Origin of the sequence: Campylobacter fetus subsp. fetus (assembly GCF_900475935.1) — a bacterium.
Classification (GTDB): Bacteria; Campylobacterota; Campylobacteria; order Campylobacterales; family Campylobacteraceae; genus Campylobacter; species Campylobacter fetus.
In genome coordinates this window covers 816,113-838,919 of record NZ_LS483431.1, presented here as the reverse complement: position 1 = coordinate 838,919, position 22,807 = coordinate 816,113, and the positions used below count along the sequence as shown (strand labels likewise).

Sequence of the window (22,807 nt, the reverse complement as noted above, 5' to 3'; positions counted from 1 at the left end):
AATTTAAAATATGAATAACAGTTTATTTTCTACTTCGAGACTACCTGCGGATAATTTTCTTAGCGGTTCCTTGATAGGTTTTATAGCATCTAGCGCCATCTCTTTAAATCAAGTAAAATATGGTCAAATAGATACAAAAACCGCCATGAAAAAAGTTTTAAAAATTAGTATTGAAAGCGGTATCGCCGCCGGATTTGGGATATGGGCGTCAAATGACGTAGTACAAGGAAAATATATAAATGCGGCTATAAAAGTAGCTGCTGGATTATCTATGATAAAAGCAACAAATAGTATTTTAAAGGAAAACAAATGACAAATCCATACATTAACAACCAAAACACAGACAAATCAGCTATAAATGAAACTATAAATAACTTAACAAAAGATATTCCATTTATACCAGATAACTTTAATACGGCAGGATTTTTAAAAGGAGTATTGCTAGGTGCTGGAATCACATATCTTTTAACAAACCAAAATGCGCAGCAAACACTATTTAAAGCGATAGTAAAAGCCACAAATTTATTACAAAGCGGTACCGAAGAGTTAAAAGAGAGATTTGAAGATGCCAAAGCTGAAGTCAATGCCCAAAAATAGTCTAAAAATAGCCAGTCACGTAAATAACAGAGTTAGATTTATCTGCAACGAACTAAACGAATTTATCGATGAGAGAAATCTTGAAGCTGAAATTTTAAAGTTAGAAGATGTTCTAAACGCAAGAGTAAATAAAGCCGCAAAAAGCATTATAATAACTTATAGTCGAAATTTAAAAAATATAATACAAGATATCAGTAACATACAAATTTCAACTTTAAAAAGTATAAAAAATGCTCCAAGCAAAGCTGAAATTTATAAATCAGCAGCGATATTAGCCTTAACTAGTATAAATAAAAATAAATTTATAAACATAGCAGCTACTCTTGCAGGCTCTAAAGAACTTTTTAAAGAAGGCGCTTATGAGTTACTTCACGAAGGGCTTACAAGTAAGACTCTTGAAGCGTTGGCTGTTGGAGTCAGCCTCGCAAGAGGAGATTACTCAGCTGCAAACGGTACGAATCTCCTTTTAAATTTAGGTGAATACATAGAAGAAAGTACGGTACATAAAAGTGATGATCTAATAAAAGAATTAGCACGTCCAAATGTAAAAGAGGCGTGGATAGAAGTGATAGGTAATGGCAAAAAAGAGCTCAAGCTCATAAATGCAAAAGATATAAAAATAGGAGATATAGTAGTAGTATCTACTGGTGAGAGCATAGCTATAGACGGATATATCGTAGAAGGAAGTGCTAGCATAAATCAAGTGAGCATGACAGGAGAAGCAGAACCGGTCAAAAAAGAGCGTGGCGATAGAGTTATGAGCGGAACTATAGTTGAAGAAGGACGTATAAAAATATGGGCAGAACTTATAGGCGATGAAACTGCCACTAGTCGCATAAAAAAATACATTCAAGCAAGCTTAAACGAGAAATCATCAATAGGGTTAAAAGCTACGAAACTTGCAGATAAATTAGTACCAGTAACTCTTGGACTAGCCGGTCTTAGTTATATAATAAATAAAAATACGATGGCTATGGCTTCGGTGCTGCAAGCAGACTATTCATGCGCTCTGAAATTAGCAACGCCAGTAGCCTTTAAAACAAGTATAAGCAAAGCTGGACGTGATGGTATCTTGATAAAAGGAGCAAAAGCAATAGAAGCTCTAGCAAATGCAGATACATTTGTTTTTGATAAAACAGGAACTCTTACATACGGAAATTTAAGCGTAGCCGAAATTTATAGTTTTGATGAAGGAATTAATTCGGATGAACTGTTAAATTTAACAGCAAGTGCAGAAGAGCACTACTTTCACCCAGTAGCCGAAGCTATAGTCAAAGCAGCAAGGCAAAGAGGTTTTCATCACATACACCATGAAGAAGTAGAGTTCATAGTAGCTCACGGTGTAAAAACGGTGGTAAAAGGAAAAGAAGTAGTTATAGGAAGCAGGCACTTTCTTGAAGATGATGAAATGATAGATTTTTCTGCTCATAAATCAAAGCTTGAAGAGAGTATCAAAAGCGGATTTGCTATGCTATATATAGGATACGATAAAAAATTAATAGGTACAATAGCTCTAAAAGACGAGATAAGAGACAATGCAAAAGAGTGCATAGAGAAATTAAAAGAGTACGGCGTAAAAGAGATAATAATGCTAACAGGAGATGTACAAAACAAAGCCGATGAAGTAGCAAAAAGTATCGGTGTAGACAAGGTATTTGCAAATTGCTTACCTACGGATAAAGCACAAATTATTGAAAATTTAAGAAAAAGCGGAAAGAATATAGCATTCATAGGAGACGGTATAAACGACGCTCCAAGTCTAGTGAAGTCAAATGTCGGAATAAGCATGAGCAAAGGTGCTGATATAGCAAAAGCAAGCGCTGATATAAGTCTTTTAAAAGACGATATATGCTCAGTAGCAAAGGCAAAACTAATAGCAAATAAAACTATGGAAAAGATAAATTTAAATTTCAAAGCAACAGTAGGTATAAACTCAGGAATACTGCTTGGTGCAACTCTTGGCAAACTAAGTCCTATACAAACCGCTGTTTTACATAACGGAACTACCATAGCATTGCTTTTAAACTCACTAAATAGTGCAGATATAAATCAAAATTATTAGTTTTATAATTTTATAGCATATTAATATTTTGTAAGATATAATAAAATATTAATATATAGGAGACTTTAATGAATTTTATAATCTCTTTACTAGATAACCTTAATGACTGGTTATATACATATTATCTTGTTGTCCTGCTTGTTTTTGTAGGTATTTTCCTAAGTTTTAAATTTGGATTTGTACAGATTGGGATGTTCATAGAAAGCCTTAAAGCAGTAACAGAAAAAGCAGATAGCGATGTCTTGCATCCTGAACATATAAGCCCTTTTCAAGCACTTATGATATCAACCGCCAGTAGAGTCGGCATAGGAAATATAGCTGGAATCGCTTTTGCCATCACAGTCGGTGGAGCCGGAGCTATATTTTGGATGTGGGCAATGGCATTTTTTGGCGGAGCAAGCGCATTTGCAGAAAGTACGTTAGCTCAAATTTATAAAAGCAAAGATGGAAATGGATTCAAAGGCGGACCCGCATACTATATAACAAAAGCTTTAGGTATGAAACGCATAGGCACTTTATTTGCAATTATACTAATACTTACTTACGCCTACGGTTTTAACGGATTACAAAGTTATACCATGACTTCAGCTTTTCAAATTTACACTCCGGCAACCACCTGGGAAGAGTTTAAAAATAGCGGAATAACTATCTATATAGGAATTATTTTAACAATTATAACTACTATTTTATTTTTTAGCAAAAGTTACACCATAGGTAAAGTTAGCTCTATTATTGTGCCTTATATGGCTATCGCATATACTCTTTTAGCAGTAATCGCCATAATTTTAAACTATGAAAAAATACCTGAAGTTTTGACGCTTATATTTAAAGAAGCGTTTGATTTTAAAGCTATTTTTGGAGGTTTTGCCGGATCTGCAATTGCAATAGGCATAAAAAGAGGACTTTTTTCAAATGAAGCAGGTATGGGCTCGGCGCCAAATGCAGCTGCTGCTGCCCATACTAGCCACCCTGCAAAACAAGGATTAGTACAAAGTTTTGCGGTATTTATAGATGTATTTATATGTACTAGTACAGCGTTTTTAGTGCTATTTTCTACTAAATTTATAGAAAAAGGACAAGAACTAACAGCGCTTCCTCTCGTACAACAAGCTATGCAAGAGTATTTCGGAGATATAGGATTACACTTCGTATCGGCAGCTATTGCATTATTTGCCATAACATCTCTTATAGGAAATTACTATTACGCTCAAGCAAATATAAAATATTTAACAAATAATAGGATAATTATGTTTTTATTTAAAGTTTCTGCTGTAGCGATGGTATTTATAGGAGCTCAAATGAACTTAACCATAGCTTGGAGTTTAGCAGATATACTTATGGCAGGTATGGCGACTTTAAATATATTGGCAATACTATTTTTATCTAATATAGTTAAAGTAACGCTTCGAGACTATATAATACAGAAAAAAGCAGGAAAAGAACCTGTTTTTAAAGCTAAGGAATTAGGTATAAAAAATGCAGAATGTTGGGAATAAAATATCAAACAAACTCTTAGACTTAGAGTTTCAAAGAAAATCAGCCAAAATAGCTTTAAGCGCTAGTCTTGGCATACTTACTATAACGGCTTTTAATATGAAAAATAAAAAAGCGGCAAAACTCCATACTATAGCAGGTGCCGCAATGGTGGGATTTAGTCTATGGCACGCCGGTCTTTATGGGACAAAATATGCTAAATTTTTAAACAAGCATAGTAAAAAACGTCTAAAGGCAAGCGAAGTATGAAAATCTACATATATATCTTACTTCTTATATTTACTGGCTGTTCTGCTAAAAACAATGCTCAGCACAATATAGCAGTCGCCGCACAAAATGATAATATAAAAGAAGTTGTACAAGAGTCTCAATCGCAAAATATCGAAGTTGATTATATGAACTTCGATGAGCAAAATAAACAAGATATAATGTTAGCTTATGGAACGCTTCTAGATGATGCAAATGTAAATGCATGGGCTAAAGGCACAGAAGCAAATTTAGTCGGTAAAATCCTTATAAGTCAAGCTACGTTTAATAAAATAGCAAATGAAATTTCACAGTACATAAGGGATTTTCGCAAAATTGATGGTAAAATCAGCATATATTATCAAGTTAAAGAAAAAGTTGTATATCAAGGAAAGTATTGAGCTGTTTTTTTGAGATAAAAAGATAAGATAAGCTATTATTTTTTTACCCAATAAAGCTGCTCAAATACATGTAAATCTCTGCTGTTTAAATTTCTACTACCGCGAAAAGCGTTGTATTTCTGCTCTTTTAACTCAACTCTACCTATCTTTGATAAATTCGTTATAAACTCATCTTTATCTATGAAACCTTCATTGTTAAACGATATCAACAGATACTTTGATTTTAAATTATTTATAAGCTCAAAAAATGCCAAACAAGCATCTCTTTTTTTATTATAAACGCTTCTATTCCATTGTTTTGGAATGCCACTCACTAAGCTTATATCTTTTGGTTTTTCATATTTTGCTATTAAATTTAACATAAAATAGTTTGAGCCATAAGGATGTTGATTGTATGGAGGATCAAGGTAGGCAATATCTACTTCTTGCATATCTTTAGCAAACTCTAAGGCGTCTTTTTGGGCAACATATGAGTCGCATTTAAAATTCGAAAGCACAGGTTTTTTCAAAGTTATATCGCTCATTATCCTTTTAAGAGCGTTTTTTCCGTTTCCTCCAAACTCGCCTATTCCAAGTTTATTTTTATAAAATCCCTTAAAAACACCACTAGTATTACTATGAACGCTTACTTCAGAAAGAAGCGGAGCTAAGAAAAATACCCTTAATTCATCTGGAACTATCTCATCTATAGCAGTTCTTAAAGTATCTATAATCATCGCATTTTTAAGAGTAAAAAATACCCTGTCGTCTTTTTTGATATCATTTTCATCTTTTGGAGCATATAAAGATGTTATAAACCCTCTTTTTAAATCTTTTATATCACTTAATTTATGATAATAAAAATCAAGTTTTTCATTTAGTTCATCGCTATAATTTGTTTGATAGCACTCATTTATAACTTTTGAATACAACTCAAGATCATTTGTATATATCGTATGCGAATGGGCTCTAGCCATTCGTGCTACGATACCAGAGCCGCTAAAAATATCTGCAAAACTAACTTTATCTTTTTTTATATCTTGCTTTACACCTTTTATACCAGCTTCTATAAAACCTAGCAAGGAACGTTTATTTCCAAGATAAGTTATTAGTTGCTCTTTTAAATAGCGTGGATTTTCACTCAAGCGCTAATTTCCTTTATATCAGCCACTTTTAAAAATGCTTTATAAATTTGACCTATAATGGAGATTCTATTAGCTTTTATTTTTGGATTATCGTGATTTATCATCACAGAGTCGAAGAAAAGATCAATACTGTTTTTTAATCCAAACAAACTCTCAAGATATGTTTTTGTATCGTCTATATTTAAATTTAGAGCTTTAAATTTATTGTTTAATTCATTTTCCACGTCTTCTTCAAATAAACTCTCATTTACTTCTGCAATCTCGCTATCTTTTATAATATTAGACAGTCGTTTAAATGTAGAGAAATTATCTTTAAAATCCTTCATTTTGCATATTTCATCAAGTGCAATTATGGCTGCATTTAATCTTTTCAAGTCACTCTGTGAGCTATTTAAACACGCTTTTATAACAGAAGGGTTAACATCGTAAATGCTATAAAGTCTTTCATATACAAAACTTTCAAGATAGTTTAAATCAAAATTTTTATAATTTGGTTTTATTAAATTTAAAATATTTCTCAAATCAAAATTTATACCTAAATTTAGTACTATTTTTATAATTCCGCTAGCCGCTCTTCTTAATGCGTATGGATCTTTATTTCCGCTTGGTATCTTACCTATACTAAAAAGCCCCATTAAAGTATCAAGTTTGTTTGATATCGCCACTAAACTTGAAAATAGAGTTTTTGGATATAAATTTGCGTTTGGCAAATACTGCTCTTTGATAGCGCCTATTATAAACGGATTTTCGTCTCTATATGCAGCGTAATACCCACCCATTACTCCTTGGAGATTTGTAAATTCATAAACCATATTAGTAGTAAGATCGGCTTTGCTAAGCATGACAGCCCTATCAAGTTCATCAGCGTAATCTCCACCAAACTCATATCTTAAATCCTTATCGTAGATACTAGCTAAAATTCTAGCGATTTGTCTCTCTCTGAGTTCTTTATCGTACATACTGCCTAACTCATTTAGATAAGTGATATTTTTTAGCTTTTCACTACTAAACTCGCTAGCTAAATCACTATGCCAAAAAAACTTAGCATCGCTTAATCTTGCTCTTAAGACTTTTTCATTTCCTCTTATTATTAAATTATGGTCATCTGTAATAGCGTTGCTTACTACTACAAAATGATTGCTAAGTTTTCCATCTGCATTATGCAAAGGAAAATAGCGTTGATTTTCCTTCATTGAAGTGATAATAACTTCGCTAGGAACCTCTAAAAACTCTTTTTCAAAACTACCTAAGAGTGCCGTTGGATACTCTGTTATAGCTACAACTTCATCTAAAAGATCAAAATCAAGCTCTATTTTCAGGTTATTTTTAGTCTCAATAGTCTTAAATTCGTTTAAAATTTTCTCTTTTCTCTGAGTAGCGCTTAGTATAATTCCATTTTTTCGCACAAGCTCAAAATACTCATCTATACTAGAAAAATCTATCATATCATAACCGAAATTTCTATGTGGATAAAACGCTTTTTTACTCTTAACTCCAAAAATTTCAAAATCCAAGCTTTTTTCACCTAAAATAGATATTAATGAGCGTATAGGGCGTATAAACTCATATTCGCCGTTTCCCCATCTCATACTTTTCCCGAAATTTAAAGAGAGTATGAATTTCTCTATCATAGCAGGCAGTAAATCAGAAACAAGCTTGCCTTTTATAACGCTTTTATGATATAAAACCTCTTTACCTTTAATCTCTTTAAAACCAAGCTCATCTTGACTTATGCCACACTTCTTAGCAAATCCCAAAGCAGCCGCGCTCCATTTACCGTCTTGCAGAGCAACGCTTTTTGGAGCTCCTATATTTTCAACTTCTAAATCAGGCGTAAGTTCTGGTATATCGCCGTTTATCACGATTCTTCTTGGAGTATATTCAAGATTAAATTTGCTATCAAGTCCGTATTCGTCTAAAACTTGCTTCCATTTTGGTTTTATATTATTTAATTCCCTTAAAAAAGGGATTGCCGGCAACTCTTCAACGCCGATTTCAATCAATAGCTTCATCTTTTTTCTCCTTATTATCTTAACTTCTGAGACAATATCAGCCTATTTTAGTAACAAGCTTTTAAACCCAAACAAACAAAAGTTGATATTTTCATAAAATAACTCTGTTTTAACTATATTTAACTAATTTGATGAGTTATTATCATCTACTTTATCTTCATTTTTACCTTTTGCTTCTTTCCTTTTTGCTATTTGTTCATCTCTGAGACGATTTTTTTCCATCATTTGACGATTAAATCCTACAACTAAAACAAATATCAAAAATACAAGCAAAACCCAAACTAAAAAATTAAAAAAATCACTCAACAACAAGCTCCTTCTCGCCTTTATAACTCCAAACTAACGCATTTTTATAAACTAAATTTTGCCCGTTTTTTATCTTTTTAGAGCGACTAAATACTCTTAATTTCTCACCGTTGATAGATGTAAAACCATCTTTTACATCTATTTTCAAATTTGAAACAACATCGCCGCTCCTAGCGCTTTTTATCTCATCTTGACTTATCATAAATTTGCTTATATCAGTATCAAAAGCAGTATCTACGTTTTTATACGATATGCTAGAAATCTGCATATTTCCTTTATAAAGATCTGTTTTATTTACTATAGCTTCAACCTTCGTGCCAAGTGGAAGTTTTGGATTTTTTTCATATACGTATATACCTCTTCTACTTTTATCAGCCAAAATATAACCGAATTTATCAACGTAAATAACTACTCCGACGACCTCTGCCCTCTCATCGCTCACTGCATAAATTTCATCTATACTTTTTTTTAAAACGGGTGAATCTCTAAATTCTGAAGTTAATACCGCATAAATAGCGTAATGATCGGAAAACTTCCCGCTAGATAAAAAACTTGGCTTGAATACGCCAAAACTAGAGTTTTTGTATCTAATATTTCCGTTAAAAAAGCTATTTTGAAGCATTATGTGATCTATAGCGCCACCTTTTTTATATGAACTTCTATCTCTGTTTCCTACAAATTCCCAGAGATTTTTAAATTCTCCGTTTAAATCATTTAGCAAAAATCCATATCCATAATTACTATTTAAGTCGCCTAAAATTATACTGTTTTTTTCATTTTCGACTGCTTTTATCATAGTATTTGCAGCTGTTTTTCTATCTTTTAAACTATTTTTTGCTGCCGGGAAATGAGTTGAGAAAAACTTTATTGTCTCACCTCCAAAACTTATCTCGCTTACTAAAATAGGTCTGGTTTTTAAATTTGGAATTACGATTTTTCGGCTACTTAAAATAGGATATTTCGACATTACTCCAAGTCCTACGGGAGCATTTTTATTTGTAGCAAACTCATAAAATTTATACCCGCTTTTCATAGCCAACTGCTTTAAAACAGAGCTATTTTCTATCTCTAATACAGAAATAAAATCCGCATCTAGCGCTTTTATCACTCGCGAAATATTATTTAATTTTTGAATATATTTAGCCGTATTCCATGTTCCATCTTTGAAATCTTTATATTCGCTCCCGTCTATATTATCATCAAAAAGATTTTCTACGTTATAAGTCGCTATCTTAAGTTCAGCTGAAATAGAAAAAATAGCTATAAAAAGTAGGATTAAAACTCGCAAATTTCATCCCTAAAATTAAACTCGTTTATATTTTGGCGTATCGCTTCATAAGTTATAATTCCTACGCTAGTAGCTAAATTTAAACTTCTTCCATCACCGCTCATCGGTATCGTGATACAGTTTTCTTTTTTTATTTTCATTAAATCAAGCGGCAATCCAGATCCCTCGGCACCAAAAAATAGAAAATCTCCTTTTTGGAATTTAGTGTTAAAATAGAGCCTATTTGTTTTAGTAGTAGCAAAGAAAAATCTATCTTTAAATTTGATATTTTGAGTTAAAAAATCATCCAAACTCTCCCAAATAACAAGATCCAATTTATCCCAATAATCAAGCCCGGCACGCTTTAAATGCTTATCATCAAGCATAAATCCAAGCGGCTTTATAAGATGAAGTCTGCAACCTGAATTCACGCACATTCTTCCTATGCTTCCGGTATTCGTATGAATTTCTGGTCGAACCAAAACTATATCAAACATCTAAAAAATCACCGTTTTATTTTTATAAACAAAAACCCTCTCATCAAAAACAAGATCAAGCGCATTTGAAAGTACGACTTTTTCTACATTTTTACCTGCTCTTTGCATATCACGCCAGCTCATTTCATGATTTACTCTTACAACATCTTGAGTAATGATAGGTCCTTCATCAAGATCATTAGTAACAAAATGAGCCGTTGCTCCGATGATCTTTACTCCTCTTTCATGAGCCTGTTTATAAGGATTTGCTCCTATAAAAGCCGGTAAAAATGAGTGATGAATATTTATAATTTTTTTAGGATAATTTTTTACGAAATTCGAGCTTAGAATTCGCATATATTTTGCTAAAATCATATAATTAAATTTGTATTTTTTCAATTCGTTTAAAACTAAATTTTCATGTTCTTCTCTGCTAATTCCATCTGAACTAACAAAATGAAAAGGAATATCAAATTTTTCAGTAAGAGGTCTCAGAGTGTCGTGATTTGCTATGACTGCAAGAATGTTTGCGTTTAACTCACCGCTACTATGTTTTATCAGTAAATCTCCTAAGCAGTGGCTCTCTTTTGTAGCTAGTACAACAACATCTTTTTTAGTTATCTCTTCACAAAATATAATCGCATCTTTAGGTAAAAAAGCACTTAATGTATTCTTAAACTCACAAACATTTATATCGCCCACCATCACAGCACGCATATAAAATCGTTCATTTTCATGATCAACAAACTCACTTGTACTAACATAATTTAGACCATTTTTAAAAACTATCTCGCTAACTCTTAGTATTAGACCCTTTTCATCATAACAATCAATTTTTAAAATATAATTCACACCCGCTCCAAAAATTTAAAAAAATTGCGTAGATTATACAATTTTTTTACTAAAAAATAGATTATCCATAAACAAGACTATCTAAAATACAATTGTAAATAAAATATCATAATTACGCGATGCTAGTAATATTTTGAAGCCTTTGAGTATTTATTTTGAGTGTATTATTGACTTTTATAAGACTTAAATTTGATTTATTTTATATGAGTTCTTTTTTCAAAGAAAAATCAAAAGCTTTAACGCTATGTGTTAGTTCACCAAAAGAAATAGCGTCTATACCACAATCTGCAAGCTTTTTTATCTTATCTAAACTCATATTTCCAGAAGCTTCTATAAAGGCTTTTTGAGATACAATTTTAACAGCCTCTCTCATCATTTCTAAACTCATATTATCAAACATAATCATATCTATACCTAAATTTAAAGCCTCTTTTACTTCATTTAAACTTCTTGTTTCTACTTCTATTTTAAATTTATTTCCATATTTTTGGCGTATTTTAGTAACCGCGTTAGTGATGCCTCCTGCTGCGTCTATATGATTGTCTTTGATTAAAATCATATCGTATAGCCCTATTCTATGATTTTCTCCGCCGCCGCATTTTACGGCGTATTTTGCTAACATTCTATAAGCAGGAAGCGTTTTTCTAGTGTCTAGTATTTTTACATTGCCTTTGGATTCTTTTACGAAAATAGAGGTTTTTGTAGCTATGCCAGAGAGATAGCTTATGAAATTTATGGCTACTCTTTCGGCTTGTAAAATGTTTATCACGCTTCCTGATACTTTTGCTACCATATCTGCGTATTTTATCGCATCACCGTCTTTGAAATACAGTTCCACAGAGATATTTTCATCTATAAATTTAAAAACTTTTTTAAATATATCTATACCGCAAAGCACACCATCAGATTTACAAATCAAATAAAAACTATCTTTTTCATCATTAAAAATAGCTAAACTAGTGATATCTCCGCTACCACTTAAATCCTCTTTAAAGCCTAAGTTTATAAGTTCGTTAATATATGTATTCATAACTAGTATTATGATATAAAAACACTTAAATAGCAAATAAATTTAAATAATTAAACGATAAACATTTACCATATGTTGCTAAAATACACATTTTTATTAAAGGATATAAGTGCTAAGCGATATTATAAATTTTCTAGTTGATCTAGTCGCTGATTGGGGTTATATAGGTATATTTTTACTAATGGCTCTTGAGAGTAGTTTTTTTCCATTTCCGAGCGAAGTCGTGATGATACCTGCTGGCTATCTTGTATATAAAGGCGAAATGAGTGTTACTCTAGCTTTCTTAGCCGGAGCCTTTGGCAGCTTAGCCGGAGCTTTATTTAACTACTATTTATGTTTCTTTTTCGGTAGAAGTTTTATACAAACATATGGAAAATACGTAGGAATAACAGATGAAAAAATGGATAAATTTGAAAATTTCTTTAATAAATACGGAGAAATTTCAACATTTAACTGCAGATTGATACCGGGCATAAGGCAGTATATAAGTCTTCCTGCCGGGCTAGCTAAAATGAATATTCTTAGATTTTGTATTTTTACTACTTTAGGAGCCGGCATTTGGGTAGCGATTTTGATAGCTATCGGATATTTTTTAGGTGATCAAAAAGAGCTTATCGCTGAATACTTACATACTATAATAATAGTGCTTCTCATAGTAGTAGCGATGATTACGGCTGCATATATCTATATCCAAAAGAAGAAAAAAGCAAAGAGCTAATCTTTTGCTTTTTTAATCTCATTTAAAACATCTATAAGTTCGTCTAAATTTTCATAAGGTATATGTACTTTCCAGTCTGGCTCATTATCGCCTTTCAAACTAACTCCTATACTTATAATAGGCTTTGAGTCTTTTCCATAAGGCTCATCGATGTGAGCTACCAAAATAGATCCTTTTTTGGTGCCCTCTAATGCAATAACTTTTTCTAATTTAGCATTTGTCATCTTTTTACTCCAAACTCTTTTAAAAATTTAGCCTGAAGTTTAAACCACTCTTTCAACTCCATTATAGGATATCCTGCATAGTTTTTTCCCGGTTCTAAATCTTTGCTAACAGCGCCGCGACCTGCTATTTGAGCAAAATCTCCTATTTTTAAGTGACCGGCAGTACCGCTTTGTCCTCCCATAACAACATTTCGTCCGAGTTTCGTGCTTCCAGCAAGACCCGTTTGACTTACGATAATGCAACCAAAACCGATCTCGCAATTATGACCGATTTGAACTAGATTATCTATTTTGCTATATTTTTTAACAATAGTCGGCTCAAAAACGCCTCTATCTATAGTTGTGCAAGCTCCTATTTCTACATTATCTTCTAATTCTACCCAGCCATTATGATAAATTTTTATATGCTCACCGGTTTTTGTATGAGCATATCCAAAACCATCACTTCCTATAACCGCATTAGCATTTATATGGCACTCATTTCCTATCTTGCAATCATTATATATTACAACATTTGGATGAATTATGCAGTCTTGTCCTATGGTTACGTTATCTCCTATATAAGCTCCTGCCATGATGATACTTCTAGATTCTATTTTTACATTGTTACCTATATATACATTTGGCATTATAGTAACACTTTCATCTATCACAGCTGGGGATTTTGGATAAAATAGAGGCTTAGAAAACGTTTTTGATAAAATAGCAAAAGCAAGGTGCGGATTTTCTACTATTACGGCTCTACTTTTTACTAAATTTGCTAAATTTGAAGTTACTAAAATAGCTCCCGCTCTGCTTTCATCTATAAATTTACTATTTTTTTCGCTATCGCAATAACTAAGCTCATCTACATTAGCTCTTCCAAGAGAATTTAGAGCCGAAATTTCCATATCGGCGCCTACAAACTCTAAATTTAAAATCTTATAAATTTCACTTAATCTCATCATACTTCCATCATTACCGATCCGCTTCTTACTATTTGAATCGGGTTATATTTTTTCATTACTTTTATAAAACAGTCAATTCGCTGAGCATTATCACACGCCATGACTATGATGCAATTTTCATTTGCATTTGCAACCATACCGTTATATGATTTTAATATAGGATCTAATCCACTAAAGTTTTCATTTAAAGATATTTTTACTAAAACCATCTCTTTTTCTACGAACTCACCGCTATCTATAACTTTATAAGTCGGTATAAGTTTATGAAGTTGTTTTACTATCTGTTCAAAAACCCTCTCATCACCACTAGTCACTATAGTAACTCTTGAAAACTCACTATCTGGTACTGGAGCTACGGTGAGCGAGTCAATATTATATCCACGCCCTGAAAAAAGCCCTGCAATACGACTTAAAACGCCATGTTCATTTAAAACAATAGCCGATATAACTCTTCTCATCTCCTACTCCAATATCATATTATAAATTGCAGCTCCGGCTGGAACCATAGGTAAAACATTCTCAAATCTATCTATCTTAACTTCTATAACGCTTACAGTATCGATTTTAAGAGCCTCTTTAAGTGCATTTTTAAACTCGTCTTTAGTTTTTACAACAAAACCTTTTCCGCCAAAACCCTCACAAATTTTAACAAAATCTGGCTGAATGCTAAGATCCGTATTTGAATATCTTTCACCATAAAAAAACGTCTGCCACTGACGAACCATTCCTAAAAAATTATTATTTAAAATTATATTTATAACGCGTTTTTTATTTGCCGATAAAGTCATTAATTCTTGTATATTCATAAGAAATCCACCATCTCCGCTAACTGCTACGACAGGAACATCAACCGCCCATGCAGCGCCCATAGCAGCAGGAAGTCCATAACCCATAGTTCCTAATCCGCCGCTAGTAAGAAGTTGCCTTGGACGAGTAAATGGATAAAACTGCGCTACCCACATCTGATGTTGTCCGACATCCGTTGCTATAACAGCGTCATCTCCGGCTATTTTGGCTAAATTTTGAATAACCCATTGCGGTTTTAAAATCTCATCGCTGTCTTTATATGTAAGCGGATGAAGTTTTTTATATATAGATATCTGCTCTATCCATGGATCAAAACTGCCTTCTGAGATATTTATCTTATCATTTAATTCTATTAAAACATTCTTTAGATCGCCTACTATAGGATACTCTGCATTCACTATCTTTCCGATGCTGCTTGGATCTATATCTACGTGTATAACTTTTGCATTTTTTGCAAATTCACTAAGCTTACCAGTTACCCTATCATCAAACCTAGCTCCAAAACAGATAATCAAATCCGCTTCGCTTAAAGCCATATTTGCAGCGTAACTTCCATGCATTCCGACCATTCCTAAGTTTAACTCGTCGTCGCTTCTTAAAGTTCCAAGAGCCATAAGGGTTTCAACAGTCGGGATGTTTGCAGTATGAATAAATTTTCTAGCCTCATCCGCAGCATTACTATTTATAGCACCTCCGCCTAGATAAACTATAGGTTTTTTGGATTTTGATATTATCTCACACGCTTTTTTAATCTGATTTGGATGACCTTTTACATTTGGTTTATAGGTTTGCATTTTTATCTCGCTTGGATAATTGAAATCGCCCATAGCCGCAGTTACGTCTTTTGGTATATCCACATGAACAGGGCCCGGACGTCCGCTTCTAGCTATATAAAAAGCTTCTTTTAAAATACGTGGAAGTTCATCTATAGTTTTAACTAAAAAATTATGTTTTACACAAGGGCGAGAAATTCCCACCGCATCAATCTCCTGAAAAGCATCAGTACCTATGAGCGGTAGCGGGACTTGACCGCTTATAAGCACCAGTGGAATCGAATCGGCATAAGCAGTAGCGAGACCTGTCACGGCATTTGTAAAACCCGGACCACTTGTAACAAAAGCAACACCGACCTTGCCAGAAGCTCTAGCATATCCATCAGCAGCATGAACTGCTGCTTGCTCATGTCTAGTCAAAACATGAGTAAAATAGTCTTGCTTATATGTTTCATCATAAATGTTTAAAGCCGCTCCTCCAGGATAGCCAAAAACAACACTAACTCCTTCGTGCTTTAATGCTTCACTTATCATCTGTGAACCATTTAATTTTTTCATCGTTCCACCTTTGTATAAAATACAAAATTATAGCGTTAATTATGTTAAGTAAATTTAAAACAGAATAAAAGCAAGGTTAAAAATATATGAAAAATATCGATAAGTGTGTAGAAATCACACACTTATCAAATTTATATATAATTATAGTAGGATAAATCGCATATTTAGTTTAGTATATTTAGATTTAAATACCGCTTTTTAAAAGCTCGTTAAACTCTTTTATCTCTTTTTCTTGGGCTTTGATGATATTTTTTGCTATTTGTATTATAGTTTTATCTTTTGTGTATTTTAAAATTTGATTTGAAGCGTCTATGGCACCTTTATGATGAAATATCATAGACTCTAGAAAATCTCTATCTACGTTATTAGTGTCTTTTACCTTTCCCATATCTGCCATCATATTTTTCATGTCTAATCTTTCGGCGGCAACAAACTCATCATATTTAGCACTATCTAGCTTTGTAGTAAAATAAGTTTTGTTTTTTAAAATATCGTTAAACTCTTTTATCTCTTTTTCTTGATCTGATATTATGGTGCTTGCTATCTTTCTTACTGTATCGTTTTTACTAAATTCAAGTAGAAGCTTAGAAGAATCAACCGCTCCTTGATGATGCGGTATCATATTGCTTAAAAAATCGACTTCCACGCTGCCTGAACTTACAAAAGGAGTATTTACCATAGGTTCATGCATACTCATCATTATTTTATATGACGCAGAATTACCGATGGAATCGTGCATATGATCATTTTGAGCAGCACTTAAATTAAAAGCCAAAGCGATGCTTATCGCTATAACTGTTTTTTTCATAGTTGTCCTTTACACTTAAATTTATAAATGAGAATTTAAACTAAAAATACTAAATATTTTGATAATTGTTTTAATATAAATTATATATTATAAGTAAGCAAAGTAGAGTTTAGCATATTATAAATAATAAATTTAAGCTAAACTCTTTTTCATTTGGAATATTCAAAAGTCGATGTTATAAATTTAAAAAGGCCAAATAGTCTCTAAAACCTTTGTTCCCCAAGGCTTGCTAGTAGCTCTTTGTAAATCTCCTTCTGTCTTATATAGTATCTTAGCATCAGAGATATAGCGAGACTCTATTTGATTATTTTGGCTAATATCATATGGTCTTATAACGCCACTTATCTGCATTATCTGCTTTTCGTTATTTATAAGGATCTCTTTACTACCTTCTATAAAATAATTACCGTTATTTAGGATTTTTATAATCCTTGCAGAAACTGTCGTATTAAAAGTCTCGTTTCTAGTACTAGTGCCGCTTCCGCTATAATTATTTGCTCCGCCGGCTGAAAATCCTATGCCTGAAATTTTATTAATATCATTTGCGATTCCAGATAGCGCTGAGTTAGCAGGAGTCGTAAAAGTACCTCCGCTCAAAGACGTAGTGCTATCTTTTTTTGTTGTTTTATCGGCTTTTGATGTTTGATTTGCCGTCTCTTGTATAACAACAGTTACGATATCATTTACATTCATAGCTTTTCTATCTGAAAATAGCGGATTGTCTCCTCTACCAAAAAGACTGCCTGGACTGCTTACACCTATGCCGTTTTCTTTTGATGGAAGCTGTTCCACATATGCCGGTGGCTCCATGGAAATGTCCGGGTTGGCACCTGTTGCGCAACCTGCAAAAAACGGTAAAATAAAAACTAAAATATATTTCTTTTTCATAAACTGCCTTAAAATATAAATATGCTACAATTAAAGCAAATTGAGTTCCAAATACATTAAACATAGGAGAAAACAGTGTTAAAAGCTATCTATATTCTTGAATCGGACTACCAAAACGATAAATTTAGGCAAAATTTACTGAAAGAACTTAGTGAAATTAGTAACAAAAATACTATATTTTTTCCCATTAGCGATATAAATGAGAAAAATTGTAACACTTTTCTAACAAAAAGTGAAGCTAAAGAAATTTTAAAAAATGGTAAAAAAAATCAATTAATAAAATCAATTATCTCTAAATTTGATAGTATAGATGCGAATTTTATAGTTATAGTAGGAAGTTCGATAGAAAGTCTTGACGCCGATATAGCTAAAAATCTTAACGCTCCTTTTTATCTCAGCCCAGAAAGTGAGTTTAAAAAAGATATTTTAGGATTTACTTACATTAATGATATAAACGAGATAAAAACCGCAAACAGTAGCTGTATAACGCCGCTTAAATTTGAAAAAATGCTTTTTGATAGAGCTAAATCAAATTTGAAAACAGTAGTTTTACCAGAAAGCAATGATGATAGAGTATTAAAAGCTGCTCAAATTTTGCTTGAAAATGAAGCTGTGAATATAATACTTTTAGGAGAAAAAATAAATATAGAAGAAAGAGCGGAATTTCTAAATCTAAATTTAGAAAAAGCAGTTATTATAAACACAAAAGATAACGCCTACAAAGATGATTTTACAAATACCTTATATGAACTTAGAAAATCAAAAGGGATGGAGCTAGAAAAAGCAAAATCATTGATGGAGGATAGAACGTATTTTGGAACGATGCTAGTTTATAAAGGCGTAGCAGATGCTATGGTAAGCGGAGCTAGCACGACTACTGCACAGACCATTCGCCCTGCTCTTCAATTTATCAAAATGAAACCGGGAATTAGCAATGTAAGTGGAAGTTTTATCGTCTGTTTAGATACTAAAACTCAAATTTACGCAGATTGCGCTATCACGCCAAATCCCACAACAGACCAACTAGCAAATATAGCTATAAGCACTGCAAAAACAGCTAAAAATTTTGGACTTGATCCTAAAGTAGCAATGCTAAGTTACTCCACTGGCGACAGTGGATGTGGTGAAGATGTAGATTTTATAATAGAAGCAACAAAAAAAGCAAAAGAACTTGATCCTAACTTAAAAATAGAAGGTCCAATTCAGTTTGACGCTGCGGTAGATAAAGCAGTCGCCGCTAAAAAATTACCAAACTCAGCAGTAGCTGGAAACGCAAATACATTTATATTTCCAAATTTAAACTGCGGAAATATCTGCTATAAAGCAGTACAAAGAACCGCAAATGCTATAGCTATAGGTCCAATTTTGCAAGGACTAAATAAACCAGTAAATGATCTAAGTCGTGGATGTTTGGTTGAAGATATAGTAAATACGGTCTTAATAAGCGCAATACAATCTCAAGGAGAATAAATGAAAATTTTGGTTATAAACTCAGGTAGCAGCTCGATTAAATTTAAACTTTACGATATGAGCGATGAAAGCGTTATATGCAAAGGTTTAATAGAACAAATAGGCGCAAAAAACTCATATGCAAAAATAGTCACGAAAACCGGTGAAATAGCTGAAAAAAGAGAAGAAATTCCTGATCACGGTACAGGAATAGACGTGATGAATGAGCTTTTATTTAACAGTCACGCATTAACAAGCCTTGATGAGATAGACGGCGTAGGTCACAGGGTAGTTCAAGGCGCAGATCTTTTCAACGACGCTGTACTTGTAGATGATGATGTTTTGCAAAAAATAGAAGAACTTATACCGCTTGCTCCGCTTCATAATCCAGCTCACTTAGCAGGCATGAAAGAGACTTTGAAAGTTAGACCAGATATTCCAAATGTAGCTGTTTTTGATACCGTTTTTCATCAAACAATGCCAAAAAGCTCATATATGTACCCTCTTCCAATTGAATTTTATGAAAAATATAAAATAAGAAGATACGGTGCTCACGGTACATCGCATCAGTTTGTAGCAAAAGCCGGCGCAAAAATTCTAGGTGTTGATTTTGACCATTTTAGCTGTATCACGCTACACCTTGGAAACGGTGCTAGTATAGCAGCTATAAAAAATGGAAAATGTATCGATACAAGTATGGGTTTAACTCCTCTTGAAGGTCTTATGATGGGAACAAGATGCGGAAGCATAGATCCTGCCATTGTACCTTTTTTGATGAAAAATGCAAACTTAAGCGGCGAGGAAATTGATACCATAATGAATAAGAAAAGCGGTCTTTTAGCAATAGGCGGCTCAAACGATATGCGTGAAATAGAAGCTAGAATGGATGCCGGAGATGAAAATGCAAAACTTGCTTTTGAGATGTTTGTGCTGCGCATAAAAAAATATATCGGTGCTTATATATCAATACTGGGTGAAATAAATGCTATCATATTTACCGCTGGTATAGGTGAAAATGATGCTAGAATCAGGGAAGCCGTTTGTAGCGGACTTGAAATATTTGGTATAAGAATGGATAAAGATAAAAATGCCGCTAAAAAAGATGAGCCACGCCGCGTAGGTCTTCCTGAAACAAAAGTTCGCATCATCATAGTTCCTACGGATGAAGAACTAGCTATAGCAGAAGATACTCTGCGTATAATAAATCAATCAAAAAAATAACAATTGTTAAAGAGCTATTTTTAAATAAATTTAGCTCTTTTTTAAATTTATATACTGCCTTACTTTATATGAAATTCGGTGCGTCATTACTAAATAAAATGAGATCTCCGGCAACAGTATGATTTGCCAAAAAATCTTGCATTTGCGATCTATCTTTTAACAGCACGACTTCTGGTTTTACAAGAAATTTAGTAAGAGATTTCTCGTTTAAACTATTTGTTATCACGACTATATCAAACACTTCATTTATCTTTTTTGACAGCTCTTCATTTAAGCTACTTTTTCCTTCAACTATACCAGGAGTTAGCAATACCTTCTTTCCGCTATAGCTATTTACAAGTTCATAGCTCTCTTTCATCCCTTTTAAATTTCCATTAAAACTATCATCGATGATGATTTTTCCACCAGCTTCAATCCTCTCCAAACGATGTTCCACGCTTTTTATCTTTAAAATAGCATTTTGAAGAGTTTGCTCATTTACTCCAAGTTCCATCGCAAGAAGTATACAAGCACAAAGATTATAAGCGTTAAATCCTCCAAGTAACTTTGAACTAAAATGAAGTTCTTTAGCATTATATAAAATACTAAATTTAACTCCATCTAAATTTGAAACTATATTTTTAACCAAAATATCATAAATTACTATATTTTTATCATAGTTTTTCAAAGTAGAGCTATGTAAAAAAGCTTTTTTAATTCTAGATGAATTAAGGGCTTCAAGCTTTGTAGTGCGAACATTTTCTATGCTTTTAAAATACTCTATATGAGCGTCTCCTATCTCTCCGACTATCACAAAATGAGGCTCTAAAAACTCAGTTATATCTTTGATATCTCCTTTTAGTCTAGCACCTGCTTCAGCTATATAAATTTGGGTATTAAAACTTAGGTTTTCATTTATATCTCTTATTATTCCTGATAAAGTATTTACGCTTCTTGGGGTTTTATAAACATTGAAATCATCTTTTAGCATATCATAAAGAAAATTTTTCATACTAGTTTTACCGAAACTAGCAGTTATCAATACGATTTTTAAATTTGAAATGTTATTTATCTTGTTTTTAGCCTCTTTTTTAAATTTCAAAGCCAAAATATACTCATAAATAAAGCTAAAACAAAGAGCAAAACCAACACTAAATATAAGCTGTAATACGGCTATCTGTTCAAATTTAAAAAATAAACTAACAACAAAAAATATCAATAAAAAAAGAAAAAATCTCTTAACTCGATTTGTTAAAACCAGTCTTTTATCAAGCTTTTTTTGCCATAAAATAATGGCCACGCCATATAAAATAGATCCGATAAATAAAATTACATAATTTTGAAACATACTTATATACGTCAATGGAATAATAGCGTAATAAAGATGCCACAAAGGTTTAGTATAATGAAATAACACACGCTCAAATTTATAATTATACCATTGCAAAGCAGTGATGATATACAAACCAAAACATAACGTTATAATAAAATTTGAAACTAATTTTAAAGATATTTCAAGCATCGTCATCTCCTGATTCTAAAATACAACCTTGTGTATATGCGTCATCTAAATTTTTACTTTGAGTCTCATGCGCTAAGGATATTTTTATCTTATCGCTTATAAATTTAGAGTGCAATAAAAAGAAAAAGTGGTCACCATTTAGCGGATAAAACTCACTATTTACGATAAGCTTCGATATAGTTTCTCCGCTTTTAAGAGGCGTTGATTTATCATCTTTTCCCCAGAAAATCAATGTCTTAGCCTTGCAATTTGCAAAAATATGTCTAAAATCCTCATCAACAACATTTTTTAGAGTTTCATACATCTCTTTACTCATTCCAGCCACATCTTTTGTCGCAAACAGTTTATAAAATTTACCAAAACCAAATAATTTAATTAGTTTAAAAATCTTTATCTTAAAACGAACTAAAAATGATTTTTTAGTTATTATGCCGGCGCTGCTTAAAAGAACTAGTCTAGGACTATTTAACAAGCTAGCAACCTTGCCGCCAAAACTATGCCCCATGATAAAATCAGGTTTTACGCCTATTAAATTTAAAAATTCAGATACTATAATAGCGTATTTTTTTGTATCTAAAGGATGTTTTAGAGTACTTTTACCAAAACCGGGAAGATCTATGTATATCTGTTTGAAATCATCTAAATGGTTCAAAAAAGCTTTTTTCATAATCTCTTTATTTGCACCCCATCCATGCAAAATCAAGATAGAAATATCTGCATTAGGATTTACAATATCATAATTTATGCTATAAACTCCGCCATTTACCTTTACGTCTTTAATCGCCATTTTCAGCTCTCTCTTTTTTCTGAGTAGTATATATCGCTTCTAGCAAAACTACTGCATCATTTAGTCTTTCGTACTCGTCCATATTTAAAAGTACCGCTTCAAAGCGGTTGTTTTTAACTATAAACGCTCTTTTCATCTCTGCTTTTGCGATTTTAGTAAGTATGGAACTAAAATTTCTCACGACTTCTGTTGCGGTGTATACTTCATTTTTACTAAATGTAGCCATGACAGATCCTTAATGTAGAATTTTATGTAAAAT

The 22,807-nt window shown here is 32.6% G+C and carries 25 protein-coding genes; 9 read left to right on the top strand and 16 right to left on the bottom strand.

All coding sequences use genetic code 11. The features are described from left to right. Positions 1-10 precede the first annotated feature (10 nt). The 6 genes from DQN38_RS04115 (at position 11) to DQN38_RS04090 (ending at position 4,800) form a co-directional block, all read left to right on the top strand. Positions 11-313 (top strand): magnetosome protein MamC family protein, encoded by a 303-nt coding sequence (locus DQN38_RS04115; RefSeq protein ID WP_065844206.1) that lies wholly within the window; start codon positions 11-13, stop codon positions 311-313. Then, a complete protein-coding gene (locus DQN38_RS04110; RefSeq protein ID WP_002849304.1) occupies positions 310-597 on the top strand; it encodes a YtxH domain-containing protein in 288 nt (95 codons plus the stop codon). Before DQN38_RS04115 ends, DQN38_RS04110 begins: the two co-directional genes overlap by 4 nt. Further along, complete coding sequence (locus DQN38_RS04105; protein ID WP_002849303.1) at positions 584-2,659, top strand: heavy metal translocating P-type ATPase; 2,076 nt, start codon at positions 584-586, stop codon at positions 2,657-2,659. The genes DQN38_RS04110 and DQN38_RS04105 overlap by 14 nt, the downstream gene beginning before the upstream one ends. A gap of 68 nt (positions 2,660-2,727) precedes the next feature. Beyond that, on the top strand, positions 2,728-4,155 hold the full coding sequence (locus DQN38_RS04100) for an alanine/glycine:cation symporter family protein (RefSeq protein ID WP_065844449.1): 1,428 nt from the start codon (positions 2,728-2,730) through the stop codon (positions 4,153-4,155). Further along, positions 4,136-4,402 (top strand): hypothetical protein, encoded by a 267-nt coding sequence (locus DQN38_RS04095; RefSeq protein ID WP_034959644.1) that lies wholly within the window; start codon positions 4,136-4,138, stop codon positions 4,400-4,402. Before DQN38_RS04100 ends, DQN38_RS04095 begins: the two co-directional genes overlap by 20 nt. After that, complete coding sequence (locus DQN38_RS04090) at positions 4,399-4,800, top strand: hypothetical protein (RefSeq protein ID WP_065844013.1); 402 nt, start codon at positions 4,399-4,401, stop codon at positions 4,798-4,800. Before DQN38_RS04095 ends, DQN38_RS04090 begins: the two co-directional genes overlap by 4 nt. Before the next feature lie 35 nt (positions 4,801-4,835). On the opposite strand, the gene DQN38_RS04085 is transcribed toward DQN38_RS04090, so the two are convergent. From DQN38_RS04085 to nadC, 7 genes are all read right to left on the bottom strand, one after another. Beyond that, positions 4,836-5,924 (bottom strand): DNA adenine methylase, encoded by a 1,089-nt coding sequence (locus DQN38_RS04085; RefSeq protein WP_065844014.1) that lies wholly within the window; start codon positions 5,922-5,924, stop codon positions 4,836-4,838. After that, on the bottom strand, positions 5,921-7,936 hold the full coding sequence (gene glyS / locus DQN38_RS04080) for a glycine--tRNA ligase subunit beta (RefSeq protein WP_065844015.1): 2,016 nt from the start codon (positions 7,934-7,936) through the stop codon (positions 5,921-5,923). Before glyS ends, DQN38_RS04085 begins: the two co-directional genes overlap by 4 nt. A 123-nt stretch (positions 7,937-8,059) precedes the next feature. Beyond that, a complete protein-coding gene (locus DQN38_RS04075) occupies positions 8,060-8,242 on the bottom strand; it encodes a hypothetical protein (protein ID WP_111738262.1) in 183 nt (60 codons plus the stop codon). Next, on the bottom strand, positions 8,235-9,530 hold the full coding sequence (locus tag DQN38_RS04070) for an endonuclease/exonuclease/phosphatase family protein (protein WP_065844017.1): 1,296 nt from the start codon (positions 9,528-9,530) through the stop codon (positions 8,235-8,237). Before DQN38_RS04070 ends, DQN38_RS04075 begins: the two co-directional genes overlap by 8 nt. Further along, complete coding sequence (locus DQN38_RS04065; RefSeq protein WP_011731968.1) at positions 9,518-10,006, bottom strand: tRNA (cytidine(34)-2'-O)-methyltransferase; 489 nt, start codon at positions 10,004-10,006, stop codon at positions 9,518-9,520. Before DQN38_RS04065 ends, DQN38_RS04070 begins: the two co-directional genes overlap by 13 nt. Beyond that, on the bottom strand, positions 10,007-10,837 hold the full coding sequence (gene purU, locus DQN38_RS04060; RefSeq protein WP_065844018.1) for a formyltetrahydrofolate deformylase: 831 nt from the start codon (positions 10,835-10,837) through the stop codon (positions 10,007-10,009). A 199-nt stretch (positions 10,838-11,036) separates the two neighbouring features. Next, the gene (nadC, locus tag DQN38_RS04055; RefSeq protein ID WP_065844019.1) at positions 11,037-11,867 is read right to left on the bottom strand and encodes a carboxylating nicotinate-nucleotide diphosphorylase; all 831 of its coding nucleotides are present in this window, start codon (positions 11,865-11,867) and stop codon (positions 11,037-11,039) included. 109 nt (positions 11,868-11,976) lie between these two features. Between nadC and DQN38_RS04050 the strand changes: the two genes are divergently transcribed. Then, a complete protein-coding gene (locus DQN38_RS04050; protein WP_042960591.1) occupies positions 11,977-12,585 on the top strand; it encodes a DedA family protein in 609 nt (202 codons plus the stop codon). Here the strand turns inward: DQN38_RS04050 and DQN38_RS04045 are convergent. The 6 genes from DQN38_RS04045 to flgH all read right to left on the bottom strand — a co-directional run bounded on the left by DQN38_RS04045 (position 12,582) and on the right by flgH (position 17,590). Next, complete coding sequence (locus tag DQN38_RS04045; RefSeq protein WP_002849277.1) at positions 12,582-12,809, bottom strand: hypothetical protein; 228 nt, start codon at positions 12,807-12,809, stop codon at positions 12,582-12,584. The genes DQN38_RS04050 and DQN38_RS04045 overlap by 4 nt on opposite strands. Then, entirely contained in the window at positions 12,806-13,753 is a 948-nt protein-coding gene (gene lpxD, locus DQN38_RS04040; RefSeq protein WP_002849276.1) for a UDP-3-O-(3-hydroxymyristoyl)glucosamine N-acyltransferase, read from the bottom strand. Before lpxD ends, DQN38_RS04045 begins: the two co-directional genes overlap by 4 nt. Continuing rightward, complete coding sequence (gene ilvN, locus DQN38_RS04035; RefSeq protein WP_002849273.1) at positions 13,753-14,214, bottom strand: acetolactate synthase small subunit; 462 nt, start codon at positions 14,212-14,214, stop codon at positions 13,753-13,755. Before ilvN ends, lpxD begins: the two co-directional genes overlap by 1 nt. Positions 14,215-14,217: 3 nt before the next feature. Continuing rightward, complete coding sequence (locus DQN38_RS04030; RefSeq protein ID WP_002849272.1) at positions 14,218-15,894, bottom strand: acetolactate synthase large subunit; 1,677 nt, start codon at positions 15,892-15,894, stop codon at positions 14,218-14,220. Between the two features lie 184 nt (positions 15,895-16,078). Next, the gene (locus DQN38_RS04025) at positions 16,079-16,702 is read right to left on the bottom strand and encodes a DUF305 domain-containing protein (RefSeq protein ID WP_065844183.1); all 624 of its coding nucleotides are present in this window, start codon (positions 16,700-16,702) and stop codon (positions 16,079-16,081) included. Positions 16,703-16,885: 183 nt separating this feature from the next. Further along, the gene (gene flgH / locus DQN38_RS04020; protein WP_002849268.1) at positions 16,886-17,590 is read right to left on the bottom strand and encodes a flagellar basal body L-ring protein FlgH; all 705 of its coding nucleotides are present in this window, start codon (positions 17,588-17,590) and stop codon (positions 16,886-16,888) included. Positions 17,591-17,665: 75 nt separating this feature from the next. Here flgH and pta point away from each other — a divergent pair, with 75 nt between their 5' ends. Both pta and DQN38_RS04010 read left to right on the top strand, forming a co-directional pair. Then, on the top strand, positions 17,666-19,060 hold the full coding sequence (pta, locus tag DQN38_RS04015; protein WP_065844182.1) for a phosphate acetyltransferase: 1,395 nt from the start codon (positions 17,666-17,668) through the stop codon (positions 19,058-19,060). Next, complete coding sequence (locus tag DQN38_RS04010) at positions 19,061-20,260, top strand: acetate kinase (RefSeq protein WP_002849266.1); 1,200 nt, start codon at positions 19,061-19,063, stop codon at positions 20,258-20,260. Between the two features lie 64 nt (positions 20,261-20,324). Here DQN38_RS04010 and DQN38_RS04005 read toward each other — a convergent pair whose 3' ends face one another. From DQN38_RS04005 to DQN38_RS03995, 3 genes are read right to left on the bottom strand one after another with little or no spacing between them, the layout of a single operon-like run. Then, positions 20,325-21,761, bottom strand: a complete 1,437-nt coding sequence (locus DQN38_RS04005; RefSeq protein ID WP_065844103.1) for a Mur ligase family protein — start codon at positions 21,759-21,761, stop codon at positions 20,325-20,327. Then, on the bottom strand, positions 21,754-22,548 hold the full coding sequence (locus tag DQN38_RS04000; protein WP_011731964.1) for an EstV family lipase: 795 nt from the start codon (positions 22,546-22,548) through the stop codon (positions 21,754-21,756). Before DQN38_RS04000 ends, DQN38_RS04005 begins: the two co-directional genes overlap by 8 nt. Continuing rightward, entirely contained in the window at positions 22,538-22,774 is a 237-nt protein-coding gene (locus DQN38_RS03995; RefSeq protein ID WP_002849263.1) for a prevent-host-death protein, read from the bottom strand. Before DQN38_RS03995 ends, DQN38_RS04000 begins: the two co-directional genes overlap by 11 nt. Positions 22,775-22,807: the final 33 nt, after the last annotated feature.